This window comes from Pseudomonas sp. R1-7 (assembly GCF_051132105.1).
Lineage (GTDB): Bacteria > Pseudomonadota > Gammaproteobacteria > Pseudomonadales > Pseudomonadaceae > Aquipseudomonas.
The window spans coordinates 562849-575472 of sequence record NZ_CP071661.1; the positions used below are offsets into that span (position 1 = coordinate 562849).

8 protein-coding genes are annotated in these 12624 nt (G+C 60.3%); 3 read left to right on the forward strand and 5 right to left on the reverse strand.

Annotated elements, in window-relative coordinates; all coding sequences use genetic code 11:
- Positions 1–235: 235 nt before the first annotated feature.
- Positions 236–1720 (forward strand): sodium/proline symporter PutP, encoded by a 1485-nt coding sequence (putP, locus tag J3P79_RS02565; protein WP_434607906.1) that lies wholly within the window; start codon positions 236–238, stop codon positions 1718–1720.
- Between the two features lie 75 nt (positions 1721–1795).
- Here putP and J3P79_RS02570 read toward each other — a convergent pair whose 3' ends face one another.
- Positions 1796–2299 (reverse strand): DUF2165 family protein, encoded by a 504-nt coding sequence (locus tag J3P79_RS02570; RefSeq protein ID WP_434607908.1) that lies wholly within the window; start codon positions 2297–2299, stop codon positions 1796–1798.
- A gap of 263 nt (positions 2300–2562) precedes the next feature.
- Between J3P79_RS02570 and J3P79_RS02575 the strand changes: the two genes are divergently transcribed.
- Positions 2563–4599: a type VI secretion system tip protein VgrG gene (locus J3P79_RS02575; RefSeq protein WP_434607910.1), complete on the forward strand. Its 2037-nt coding sequence runs from the start codon at positions 2563–2565 to the stop codon at positions 4597–4599.
- A gap of 103 nt (positions 4600–4702) precedes the next feature.
- Positions 4703–5542 (forward strand): 23S rRNA (adenine(2030)-N(6))-methyltransferase RlmJ, encoded by an 840-nt coding sequence (locus J3P79_RS02580; protein ID WP_434607912.1) that lies wholly within the window; start codon positions 4703–4705, stop codon positions 5540–5542.
- Positions 5543–5659: 117 nt separating this feature from the next.
- On the opposite strand, the gene msrA is transcribed toward J3P79_RS02580, so the two are convergent.
- The 4 genes from msrA to aceF form a co-directional block, all read right to left on the reverse strand.
- Entirely contained in the window at positions 5660–6307 is a 648-nt protein-coding gene (gene msrA, locus J3P79_RS02585; protein WP_434611330.1) for a peptide-methionine (S)-S-oxide reductase MsrA, read from the reverse strand.
- An 85-nt stretch (positions 6308–6392) separates the two neighbouring features.
- Positions 6393–9086, reverse strand: a complete 2694-nt coding sequence (locus tag J3P79_RS02590; protein ID WP_434607914.1) for a putative bifunctional diguanylate cyclase/phosphodiesterase — start codon at positions 9084–9086, stop codon at positions 6393–6395.
- A 193-nt stretch (positions 9087–9279) separates the two neighbouring features.
- Entirely contained in the window at positions 9280–10674 is a 1395-nt protein-coding gene (locus J3P79_RS02595) for an alkaline phosphatase D family protein (RefSeq protein WP_434607915.1), read from the reverse strand.
- 292 nt (positions 10675–10966) lie between these two features.
- The gene (gene aceF, locus J3P79_RS02600; RefSeq protein ID WP_434607917.1) at positions 10967–12616 is read right to left on the reverse strand and encodes a dihydrolipoyllysine-residue acetyltransferase; all 1650 of its coding nucleotides are present in this window, start codon (positions 12614–12616) and stop codon (positions 10967–10969) included.
- Positions 12617–12624 lie beyond the last annotated feature (8 nt).

Here is a 12624-nt window from a genome sequence, read left to right on the forward strand (position 1 = left end):
TGCAACTTATTTTAGCGAAACTGGTTGCACCTTATTTGATTTGTTGAATAGCATTCGCGGCCAAGGTGCAACCGGTTCTGGGTTCGAAATCCGGGCTGAGCTGCATCGGCTGATGGCTTTCCTGGGGAAACATCAGTCATAAATTCGCGGGTCTGCGAAACGTCGGTACAACGTCTGCGTTGTCGGCGCTTTACAACTGCCACCGCACCATAAAAACAAAGCCAGGGCGTAACTCATGAGTGTTAGCAATCCCACCCTGATCACCTTCGTGATCTATATCGCAGCCATGGTCCTGATCGGCCTGATGGCTTATCGCTCCACCAATAACCTTTCCGACTACATCCTGGGCGGTCGTAGCCTGGGCAGCGTCGTGACGGCGCTTTCTGCCGGTGCCTCCGACATGAGCGGCTGGTTGTTGATGGGTTTGCCTGGCGCAATCTACATGTCCGGCCTGTCGGAAGGCTGGATCGCCATCGGCTTGATCATCGGTGCCTACTTGAACTGGCTGTTCGTTGCCGGTCGCCTGCGGGTCCAGACCGAGCACAACGGTGATGCGCTGACGCTGCCGGATTATTTCTCCAGCCGTTTTGAAGATACCAGCGGCCTGCTGCGCATCATCTCTGCGGTGGTGATCCTGGTGTTCTTCACCATCTACTGCGCTTCCGGCATCGTCGCCGGCGCCCGTCTGTTCGAAAGCACCTTCGGCATGTCCTACGAGACTGCGCTGTGGGCCGGTGCCGCCGCGACCATCGCCTACACCTTCATCGGTGGTTTCCTGGCCGTGAGCTGGACCGACACTGTACAAGCCACCCTGATGATCTTTGCGCTGATCCTCACGCCGATCATCGTACTGCTGGCGACCGGTGGCGTGGACACCACGTTCCTGGCCATCGAAGCGAAAGACCCTACGTCCTTCGACATGCTGAAAAACACCACCTTCATCGGCATTATCTCGCTGATGGGTTGGGGCCTGGGCTACTTCGGTCAGCCGCATATCCTGGCGCGCTTCATGGCGGCGGATTCGGTCAAGTCGATCGCCAAGGCACGTCGCATCTCCATGGCCTGGATGATCCTGTGCCTGGGCGGCACCGTTGCCGTCGGCTTCTTCGGTATCGCGTACTTCTCGGCGCACCCGGAGGTGGCCGGTCCCGTGACTGAAAACCCTGAGCGTGTATTCATCGAGCTGGCGAAACTGCTGTTCAACCCATGGGTTGCCGGTGTGCTGCTGTCGGCGATCCTCGCCGCTGTCATGAGCACCCTGAGCTGCCAGTTGTTGGTATGTTCCAGTTCCTTGACCGAGGACTTCTACAAGACGTTCCTGCGTAAAGGTGCTTCCCAGCTCGAGTTGGTCTGGGTCGGTCGCTTCATGGTGCTGTTGGTGGCGGTAATCGCCATTGCCTTGGCCGCCAACCCGGAAAACCGCGTGTTGGGCTTGGTGAGCTACGCCTGGGCCGGTTTCGGTGCTGCATTCGGTCCGGTTGTACTGATCTCGGTGATCTGGAAGAACATGACCCGCAATGGCGCCCTGGCCGGCATTCTGGTAGGTGCGATCACCGTGATCGTCTGGAAGCAGTTCGAACTGCTGGGCCTGTACGAAATCATCCCAGGCTTCATTTTCGCCAGCCTGGCCATCTACTTCGTCAGCAAGATGGGCACGCCTACCACCGGCATGCTGCAGCGCTTCGAAGCGGCTGAGAAAGATTTCCGCTTGAACCAGTAAGGTTCTCGGCGAGGCTTCGACGGCTCGCTTGAAAAACTGAAAACGGCCCGTCTCCATTGGAGGCGGGCCGTTTTTTCATGGGCGTCCGTCCAGGCATGCGTCGGTCTGGTTGAGAAAGATCAGCACGCCCAGCAGCGCCATGTAGAACCTGAACGCGGCGTCCTGGCCATTCCAGGTCTCGGATTGCCACATGAGGAACCATTCGCCGCCGACGACCATGAAGCCGAAGAACCAGACGAAAAACCCCGTTGTCAGCCCCACGATGGCCCATCCTTTTGCCTGATTGAACGCCAAGCTATCCGCCGTGCGTACCCGCCAGAGCTTCAGCGCGCCGTAGGCCAGCAACACGGTGGTCATGGCTTCGCCGAGGATGATCAGCCAATAAGCACCGTGCCACATCCAGGGCTTGTCGATGGCGCGATACCGGGCGGCATTGTCGGGAAAGGTGGTGTCCATGGTCAGTACGTGCTGGACGAAATTGAAGTTGGAGCTGTAGTCCGTGACGTTGTTGAACACGGTCAGGAAGGCGAAGGCGGCAAGCGCCAGGATCATGGCGATTTTTGTATAGCGGGTTGTCATGGTGCGTCCTTGGCTTTTTACGACGAAACGACGTTATCACGCCTCTACACGATACGAGGCCCCTCGCTTTGTCAGAAGCCGCTGATTACTTCGTACGAAGGCTTTCCGTATCGCGATTAAAGGATTGTCCATCGGAAAATGCAGCACGCCTTGCGCCTTTTTGCCTATTGGATGTAGGGGAAATCTGTTTTTCATGCCGTCCGGTCAATTCTCCGAAGCGCTCATGCACAATCGCCCATCCTTATTCAGCAGAGGCACACAGGATGTTCGCGCCTGCCAACCAACCACGCTTCACGCTGGCGTTCGAGAGCGGGCCAGATGATCTCAAGGTGCTTGAGTTCAAGGGCAAGGAAGCGATCAGCCAACCCTTTTGCTTTGATGTGGAACTGGTCAGTGAGCGGCCCGACCTGGTGCTGGAGGAGCTTCTGCATCGCCAGGCCTACCTTGGTTTCGATGATCGCGGCGGCGGAATACATGGCCAGGTCTACAGCGTGGCCCAAGGCGATTCGGGAAAACGCCTGACCCGCTACCAGATCACCCTCGTGCCGCGCCTGGCGTACTTGCGCCATCGCATCAACCGGCGAATTTTCCAGCATCTGAGCGTGCCCGCTATCGTGGCCCTTGTCTTGAAGGACCACGGTATCCTGGCCGATGCCTTCCAGTTCAATCTGGGTGGGCAATATCCCGAACGTGAATATTGCGTGCAGTACGGAGAAAGCGACCTGGCTTTCGTCGAGCGGCTATGCGCCGAGGTCGGCATCCATTACCACTTCCAGCACAGCCCTGACGGCCATCTTCTGGTGTTTGGCGATGACCAGACGATGTTCGCGCGTTTGCCCGAGTCGACGCTGTACCTGCCGGGCAGCGGCATGGCCGCCGCTGAGCCGGGCATCAAGCGCTTGGCGGTACGGCTCCAGACGCGATCCACCGCGGTGACGTTACGCGACTATGACTTCCGCAAGCCCGGCCTGTTGCTGCAAACCCGTCTCGAGGGACAAGCTCCAGCTTCGCTCGAGGACTATCATTATCCCGGCCAATTCACCGACCGTGACGATGGCAAGCACCTGGTCCGGCGTGCCCTTGAGCGCCACGGCGCGGACCATCGGCTGGCGGAGGGCAGCAGTGACGACAGCGCTTTCGCCAGCGGGCATTTCATGCGTATCGAGGCGCATCCCCGGACGCAGTGGAATGATCTCTGGCTGTTGACGCAGGTCGAGCACCGCGGCCGCCAGCCGCAAGTGCTGGAAGAAAATGCTTCCGTCGGCCCTGGTGAATTCCAGTGCTACGGCAATACGTTCCTGGCAACGCCGTGGGACGTTTTCTTCCGTCCGCCATTGCAACACCGAAAGCCGTCGATCAATGGCTACCAGCCAGCGGTGGTCACCGGGCCTATGGACAGCGAAATTCATTGCGATGAGTTCGGACGGGTCAAGGTGCAACTGGTCTGGGATCGCGATGGTGAGGGTAACGAGCATTCCAGCTGCTGGCTGCGCGTTGCCACCGGCTGGGCCCATGATCGCTACGGCAGTGTGATGATCCCTCGGGTCGGCATGGAGGTTCTCGTCGGGTTCATGGACGGCGACGTCGATAAGCCGTTGGTGGTGGGCTGCCTACCGAACGGTGCCAACCCGGTGCCCCTCGACCTGCCGGCGGACAAGACCCGCAGCATCCTGCGCAGCCAGAGCAGCCCCGGTGGCGGTGGCTACAACGAATTGCGCATCGAAGACCGCAAGGGTGCCGAAGAAATCTACCTGCGGGCGCAGCGCAACTGGACCCAGCACGTGCTGCATGACCAGCGCGTGCAGGTCGATCATGAGCGCAGCATCGTCGTCACCGGTCTGTCGCGGCATGAACTTAAAGGTGGCGAGCAGCGCATCACCGATGGTCGACGCCAGGTTGAAGTCCGCCAGGACGATCATCTGACGGTGACGGGGGATCGGCATATCCGCGTTGCCAATCAGGCCCTCAGCGCCACAGGGAAGTTTCATGTCAACGCCGGCCAGCAGGTCGTGCTGGAGGGGGGCGCCAGCGCGACCATTCAGGCGGGCGGGCATTGGATCAACATCGGGCCGGGCGGCATCTTCAGTAGCGTGCCGATCCAGGTGGGCGGCGCAGCGATGGTGGCGATGGGCGCCGAGCCCGTTGCGGCGGGCGGCCCGGACAAACTTGCCGCTGCGCTGGCGCCAGTGCTGTCCTTGGCACAAATGCGCAGCCTGAAAAGCCCGGCGCCGTTCTGTGAGGAATGCGAGCGCTGCAAGGATGGCGCCTGTGGTGTGTCGTTGGCAGCGCTTGGAGGATAGGTCCAGTGTTCTGGGGCTGGGTGCGCTGTACATCCGCTCGACCGCCAGCGCCTGACGTTGGGCGCGCTTCAAGGTAAACTCGTCGCCCTTCGCAGGAGCCGCCATGAATTATCGCCACGCCTTCCACGCCGGCAATCACGCCGATGTGTTCAAACACCTGACCTTGACTCGCCTCATCGCCTTGATGTCGCGCAAGGAGCAGCCCTTCGCCTACCTCGATACCCACGCGGGCATCGGGCTTTACGATTTGCAGGGCGACCAGGCCAATCGCACCGGTGAATACCTGGAAGGCATCGCGCGGTTATGGGATCAGGACGACCTGCCGCCGCTGACCGCTGACTACATGAAGGTGCTGCACGAGATGAACCCGGACGGCCAGTTGCGCTATTACCCGGGCTCACCGGAGCTTGCGCGGCGCCTGACCCGGTCGCAGGATCGGGTGTTGCTCAACGAGAAGCATCCGGAGGACGGCGTGCTGCTCAAGGACAACATGAAGGGCGATCGTCGCGTGGCGGTGCATCTGGGCGAAGGCTGGCATGTGCCCCGTGCATTGTTGCCCGTGGCAGAGAAGCGTGGGCTGATGTTGATCGATCCACCGTTCGAGCAGTTGGACGAGATGCAGCGTTGCGCCGCGTCGCTCAAGGAAGCCGTTAGCCGGATGCGCCAGACGGTGGCAGCGATTTGGTATCCAGTGAAAGACCAGCGGATGCTGCGTCGTTTCTACCAGGACCTGGCCGGCACGGGCGCGCCGAAGTTGTTGCGGGTGGAGTTGTTGGTGCACCCGTTGGCCACGCCCAACAGCCTGAACGGCTCAGGCCTGGCCATTGCCAACCCGCCATGGGGGCTTGAGGAAGAATTGCGTGAGTTGCTGCCGTGGTTGTCCAAGAAGCTTGGGCAGACCCAGGGCGGGTGGCAGATGGATTGGTTGATTGCCGAAAGCTGATTGATGGCGCCTGGAACGGTGCCTTCCCGAGCAGGCTCGCTCCCCCATTCGACCGAGCTGTAGATACGATCCACTGTGGGAGCGAGCCTGCTCGCGAAGTTTTTCAGCGCCGGACAGTCAGATCGGGCAAGTCACACCCGTGCCGCCAATCCCGCAATACCCTTCAGGGTTTTTCGCCAGGTATTGCTGGTGATAGGCCTCGGCAAAGTAGAACGTCGGCGCTTCGTCGATTTCAGTGGTGATTTCGCCTTTACCGGCCTTGTCCAGCTCAGCCTGGAACACTTCCTTGCTCTTCTTCGCCGCTTCCAGTTGCTCGGGCGTGGTGCAATAGATCACCGAGCGATACTGGGTGCCAATGTCATTTCCCTGGCGCATGCCCTGGGTAGGGTTGTGCAGTTCCCAGAACATTTTCAGAAGCTGCTCGTAGCTGACCTTTGCCGGCTCGTAGACCACCAGCACCACTTCGCTGTGGCCGGTCAGGCCCGAGCAGACTTCTTCATACGTCGGGTTCGGCGTGAAACCACCGGCATAACCCACCGCGGTACTGACCACGCCCTCGCGCTGCCAGAACTTGCGCTCTGCGCCCCAGAAGCAACCGAGGCCGAAGATGGCGAAGTCCACGTCCATGGCAAACGGGCCCAGCAGGGGCGCGTCGTGGACGAAATGTTTTTCCGGCACGGCCATTGGAGTTTCACGGCCAGGGAGAGCTTGATCGGGAGTAGGAAGCACGTTTTTGTTCACCAGGATTTCCGAGCGCAAGACCATCATCAGTCCTCTCAGTCAGATTGAAATTGAGCGAAATAGACCGTCAGTGTGCCTCAGAAAAGCCGCTGCAAGCTATAAGCGGTTGTCAGACCAGGGGGCCGCGCGGGTAGCGCTTGAGCTTCTCGATGAGTTCCGCGCCGGGGATCGGCCGGTCGAAGAGGTAGCCTTGGCCGACATCGCAGCGGTGGCGTCGCAGGAAGGCGAGCTGCTGCGCGGTCTCGATGCCTTCGGCCACGACCTTGAGCTTCAAGTTGTGGGCCATGGCGATCACCGCGGAGGTGATTTCCATGTCGTCCTGGTTGTCCGGGATTTCATGGATGAAGCTGCGATCGATCTTGATGATGTCGATCGGGAATTTCTTCAGGTAGCTCAGGGACGAATAACCGGTGCCGAAGTCATCCATGGCCAGGGTCAGGCCCAGGCGCTTGAGCTGGTCGAGCTGCAAGTGGGTGTCTTCGGTGGCTTCGAGCAGCAAGCCTTCGGTCAACTCCAGTTCCAGCAATCGCGCGGGCAGTTGTTCTTCCTTGAGGATGCTGGCGATCGAGGCCACCAGATCAGGATCGGAAAACTGCTTGGGCGACAAGTTGATCGCCACTTGCAGGTTGCCCAGGCCGGCGGCGGTCAGCTGTTTGCTCATCCGGCAGGCCTGGCGGGCGATCCATTTGCCGATGGGGATGATCAGGCCGGTTTCCTCGGCCACGCTGATGAACTGGTCTGGACGGATCATGCCTTTTTCCGGATGGTTCCAGCGCAGCAGCGCTTCCATGCCCAGCAGGCGGCCGCTGCGCAGGCACAGCTTGGGCTGGTAGAACACGTCCAGTTCGTTCTGGGTCAAGGCGCGCCGCAGGTTGTTCTCAACGAACAGCTTGTAGCTGGCCTCGGCATTCAGTGCCTCGGTGAACACTTGGACCTGATGCTTGCCGTTGGCCTTGGCCTTATGCAAGGCGAGGCCGGCGTTGCGCATCAGCGTCTGCGGGTCGCGCCCATGCAAAGGTGCGCAGGCCAGGCCCACGGAGCCCGTTACGCTGATCAGCTGGTTATCGACGAACATCGGTTTGTCGAGCGTCATCAGCAGCTGGCTGGCGATCTGTTGGCCGGTTTCAAGGTCGGTGTCGTCCAGCAGCACGGCAAATTCGTTACTGGCGAAGCGCGCCAGGCTGCCGCTGGGGCTCAGGCTGTTGCGCAGGCGTCGGGCCAGGCTGATCAGCAACTTGTCGCCGGTCTGGTGGCCGAGGCTGTCGTTGATGCGCTTGAAGTTGTCGATGTCCACCAGCAGCAGGCTGATGGGCGAATCGCTGTCCCGCGCGAAGCGTTCATCCAGGTTGCGGATAAATGCCGGACGGTTGCCCAGGTTGGTCAGGTTGTCAGTGTAGGCCAGGCGCTCGATGCGCTGCTGGGCCAGTTTGGTCTGGGTGATGTCTTCGTAGATGCCGATGTAGTGGGTCAGTTCACGGTTGTCGCCGTAGACCTTGGAAATCGACAACTGGCCCCAGTAAGGTTCGAGGTTCTTGCGCCGGCTCTTGAACTCGCCCTGCCAACTGTTGCTCTGGGCCAGGGCCGAGGGCGCGTCGAACAGCAGTTCACTGAGGTTTTCGAGGGCCGGCAGTTCCGAGAGGCGCTGGCCGTGGACTTCCTCTGTGGTGTACTGGGTGATCGCGGTGAAGCTTGGGTTGACGTATTCCACCACACCGTCGCAATTGACCAGCAGGAACGCATTGGCGCTCTGCTCCACGGCCCGCTGGAACAGGTGCAAGGCGCTGGTGGCGGTGCGGCGGTTGTGGTTGTTGATGACCTGGGCGAACTGGTCCGCCAACTCGCCGGCGAAGGCAATTTCGTCCGACTGCCAGGCGCGGGTCGCGCCGACTTGCTCCAGGCAGAGCACCCCGACGACCTGTCCATCGATACGGATGCTGGCGTCGAGTATGGCGTTGACATCCCGGGCTCGCAGGTTCTCGGCCATTTCTCGCGTGCGCGGGTCGCGCATCGCGTTATGGGCGTCGATGGCGCGGCAGGTCTGCAACGCTTCCATGTAGTTCGGGAAATCGTTGGCGTTGATCACGTCCGGCAGGAAGTATCCCTGGGAGGCGCGGTTATAGGCCGAGATCGGCATCAGCTTGCCGTCTTCCAGGTTCCAGATGCTCGCGCAATCGATCTGATAGATGTCACAGGCGCTGCGGGTAATCAGTTCGGCCGCCTCTTGCAGAGAGTTGTTGGCGCTGTAGCGCTGGCGGGTCAATAGCAGGATCAAGTCTTGCTGGGCGCGGACCCGGTCCAGATGCTGAAGCTGCTCCTGTTGGGCGCGCTGATTGAGCTCCAGGGCGATCTGCAGCCTGGAGTTCTGGGTTTCCAGGTCTACGGCCGGCATGGAGGGCCCGTCCTGCAGCAGGTCGTCGACCACAAGCAAATAACCGCGCAGCAGATGACGGTTGTGCTGCCTGTAGGCTTCACCGGTCTCCAACAGGTTCATCGGCCCCTTGGCGGTGTGCAACGTGTAGCGGATCAGATAGTGGGATGCCTGGGCCAACTGCTGCTGGATCGCGTCATGCAACTGATAGCGTGCCTCAGGTTCCATCAGGCTGGCGTAAGGAGAACTGACCAGCGAACAAAGCTCAACGGCTGGCAAGCCGAAGTAACGTTCGCAGTTGGGATCGAGAAACAGCAGCGCCCAGCTTGCTTCATTCAGCCGCTCGAAACGCAGCATACCGAGCCGCGAGGGCACCGGTAACTGCGTTACTACCTCGGCCGCCATACGGCTGGCGGCATCGGGTTGGCTTTTCATGGGGAAACTCGCTTCGAAAATGCTGATCGCGCCGGGCTGACGCCCTCGTTATTACGGATTGCCGCAAGGTTGCATCATTGCGGCACTGGCTGACAAGAGACATGAAGGCCAAGTGCTATAAACCTTTTATCGGCCGACAAAGGGATTTCTCCAATTGCCAACCGATCAGAGGCATTCCCAGGGCTATTGCAGGTCAGCGCAACGGTATTTCGACGACCTCCAATGGGTCACCGTCACGATCACGAAACGTCACCTGGACGCTCTGGGCCGTGACTTTCAGATGAGCGAAATTATCCTGGCTGATCACCTTGCTGGTCAGTTCGTATTGATACTCCCCGCTGGGCGTCCGAGCCATGGGCTTGCCGAAAATAAAAGTCGAAGTCTTGGCGTAGGGCAGCAGCTTGCTGTTGCAAAACGGCGACGAAACGATGGTGTGGACCTGGAAGTCAGGATCCTGGTTATGAGCCAGCAGGCTGGTCAGGGAGCCGTGTACGTCACCGGACACGAAAATCACGTTCTTGATTCGATGGTTGCGAATAGCTTCAACCAACCGCAGGCGCTGTTCGGGAAATGCCTGCCAGGCATCCCCGCCATTGAAGCGGCGGTCGGGGTAGAGCAGGACACTGGTCACGACAAATTTAACCCGGGCGGGGCTGTTGATCAGCCAGTTGAGCAGTGATTGTTCCTGCTCTTCATCCAGGATGCGCCGGTCGGTTGCCGACAGGTTGCGTCGAGTCCGGCTGTCTGTAATGAACCATCCGATATCGCCATGGGCAAACGTGTACCAGTAGTGGGTGAGTGGCTGGCTTAACGTGCCGTCATCCAGCAGTTCACCGGCCGGGCTGTGACTGGCTTGATAGAGCTCGTAAGTATCAAGGGCGTTTGAATATAGGGTTTCATCTCTGTTTGTTTTTTTAGCGGGCCAGTTGTCCTCTATTTCGTGATCGTCGAGCATCATGTAAGTCGGAATGCTGGACATCAGCTTTTTAATATGAGGCTGGGAAAAAGCAGTGCGGTATTTAAACAGAATGTCAGGGTGGGTACGGTCAGGCGCAATGATATTCAAATCATCGAGATACACTTGGTCGCCTGTCATCAATACCGCACTGATGGGTGGGTCGGCCTGCTCGACGATTCGGTTGATGCCGGCGAAAGTGCGATCTCCGTGTTCCGGCTTCGCCGGGATGCCGGCGGTAATCCGCAGGTATCGACACGAGCCGACGATGTAGCTGCGCGGAACGTCGGGCAAGCTGGAAGGAGTGCGCAGTTGATAAATCTCCTTCGGCCACTGCAGCGGAAGTTCCAGGATGGTTTCGGGGGTATGCGCCGGGCTCAGGGTGCTTTTCCAACCGGCCTGGTATTCATAGGTCGTGTCGGGCTCGAGGCCTTTCAATACGATGACGCCGGCTAGGTCGCGGTAGGAAACCAGTCGGATGAATTGTCCCTTGGACCATGCCGTATCGCCTTTTCGCCTGTGGCGAATCCCGGCAAATAACGGATTGTCTGTGTTGCCGTCACCTCGTAGGAATATACGGGCATGATCGGTTGTCGTGTGGCCGACAATAGGGCCAACAGTGGGCTTTAACATGTTCGAATCCATTCGAAGTTATAGGTTGTTGTTGGCGCTGTAAGTCAGGGCGCGCCAACGACATGCTAAAGCCGGGGTGGCAATAAATATCGCAGGGGGAGGGGACGGTCGTTGTGGGTAATGACTAACAGGGCAGGTAGTTTTTTTTGCTGGAGGCGGTAGGAAAATCCGTCAATTAATAACGGTTTTAGCCCGTGCAAAAAAAGCCCCGCCAAATGGGCGGGGTTGAGGTACGAGCGTGGCGCTCGGAAAACAGCGGTCGAGTGGCCCTCCGCGAGGAGGGCCGCTCGTGTTACAGCAGGATGGTGCGGATGTCGCCCAGCAGGTCGCTCAAGCGCTTGGTGAAGCGTGCAGCGGCGGCGCCGTTGATCACACGGTGATCGTAGGACAGCGACAGTGGCAGCATCAGCTTCGGCTGGAAGGCTTTACCGTCCCAGACTGGCTGGATGGTGGCCTTGGAAACACCCAGGATCGCCACTTCCGGCGCGTTGACGATCGGCGTGAAGCCGGTGCCGCCAATGTGGCCGAGGCTGGAGATGGTGAAACAGGCGCCCTGCATGTCGTCGGCGGTGAGCTTTTTGTTCCGGGCCTTTTCGGCCAGGGCAGCGGCTTCGCCAGCCAGTTGCAGCAGGCTCTTCTGGTCGACGTTGCGGATGACCGGTACCAGCAGGCCTTCCGGGGTGTCGACTGCAAAGCCGATGTGCACGTATTTCTTGCGGATCACAGCCTTGCCGCTTGGGGCCAGGGAGCTGTTGAAGTCCGGCAGTTCCTTGAGCAGGTGTGCGCAGGCCTTGAGCAGCAATGGCAGCACGGTCAGTTTCACGCCGGCCTTTTCCGCCACGGCTTTCTGCGCGACGCGGAAAGCTTCCAGCTCGGTGATGTCAGCCTGGTCGAACTGAGTCACGTGCGGGATGTTCAGCCAGCTGCGGTGCAGGCTCGACGCGCCGATCTGCATCAGGCGAGTCATGGCCACTTCTTCGGTTTCGCCGAAGCGGCTGAAGTCTACCGCCGGGATCGGCGGGATACCCGCGCCGCCGGTGGCGCCTTCGGCCGGGGCGTTCTTGGCCTTCTGCATCATCGCCTTGACGTAGGCCTGCACGTCTTCCTTCAGCACGCGGCCGTGAGGGCCGCTTGGGCCGACGGCGGACAGTTCGACGCCGAATTCACGGGCCAACTGACGCACCGCTGGGCCAGCGTGCACCTTGGCACCGCTAGGCGCAGGCGCGGCGACTGGGGCTGGAGCTGCCTCGGTCTTTGCGGCAGGCGCGGCGGCGGGTGCTGGAGCGGCTTCAGCCTTGGCGGCTGGCGCAGCGGCCGGGGCGGGTGCGGCAGGTGCCGCAGCGCCAGCGACCTTGAGCTTCAGGATCAGGTCGCCGGTACCGACTTCGTCTTCCAGCTTGATCTCGACGCTTTCCACCACGCCGGCGGCCGGCGAAGGGATTTCCATGCTGGCCTTGTCGGATTCCAGGGTGATCAGCGACTGGTCGGCTTCGACGGTGTCGCCGGCCTTGACCAGTACTTCGATGATCTTGGCCTTGCCCGACGAACCGATGTCCGGAACATGAATGTCCTGGACTGTGGCTGCTGCAGGTGCGGCAGCAGGCGCGGGAGCCGTTCCGGGAGCCGCTTCGGCAGCCGGCGCGGCGGCAGGCTTTTCAGCCGCTGCCGGGGCAGCCGCAGGGGCAGCCGCTTCAGGCGCCGCAGCGGCGCCCTCGACTTCCAGCTCCAGCAGCTCGTCGCCTTCTTTCAGGCGATCGCCCAGCTTCACTTTCAGGCTCTTGATGACACCGGCCTTCGGCGCAGGCACTTCCATGCTGGCCTTGTCCGATTCAAGCGTCAGGATGCTCTGGTCGGCTTCGATACGGTCGCCGACCTTCACAAACAGTTCAATTACTTCACCTTCACCGCTGCCGATGTCAGGTACGCGAATGAGTTCGCTCACGAAAATTC

What these genes read in the sequence shown, in the direction of transcription:
- putP (WP_434607906.1), top strand. Translation starts at nt 236, where the DNA reads ATGAGTGTTAGCAATCCCACCCTGATCACCTTCGTGATCTATATCGCA.
- J3P79_RS02570 (WP_434607908.1), bottom strand. Translation starts at nt 2,299, where the DNA reads ATGACAACCCGCTATACAAAAATCGCCATGATCCTGGCGCTTGCCGCC.
- J3P79_RS02575 (WP_434607910.1), top strand. Translation starts at nt 2,563, where the DNA reads ATGTTCGCGCCTGCCAACCAACCACGCTTCACGCTGGCGTTCGAGAGC.
- J3P79_RS02580 (WP_434607912.1), top strand. Translation starts at nt 4,703, where the DNA reads ATGAATTATCGCCACGCCTTCCACGCCGGCAATCACGCCGATGTGTTC.
- msrA (WP_434611330.1), bottom strand. Translation starts at nt 6,307, where the DNA reads ATGGTCTTGCGCTCGGAAATCCTGGTGAACAAAAACGTGCTTCCTACT.
- J3P79_RS02590 (WP_434607914.1), bottom strand. Translation starts at nt 9,086, where the DNA reads ATGAAAAGCCAACCCGATGCCGCCAGCCGTATGGCGGCCGAGGTAGTA.
- J3P79_RS02595 (WP_434607915.1), bottom strand. Translation starts at nt 10,674, where the DNA reads ATGTTAAAGCCCACTGTTGGCCCTATTGTCGGCCACACGACAACCGAT.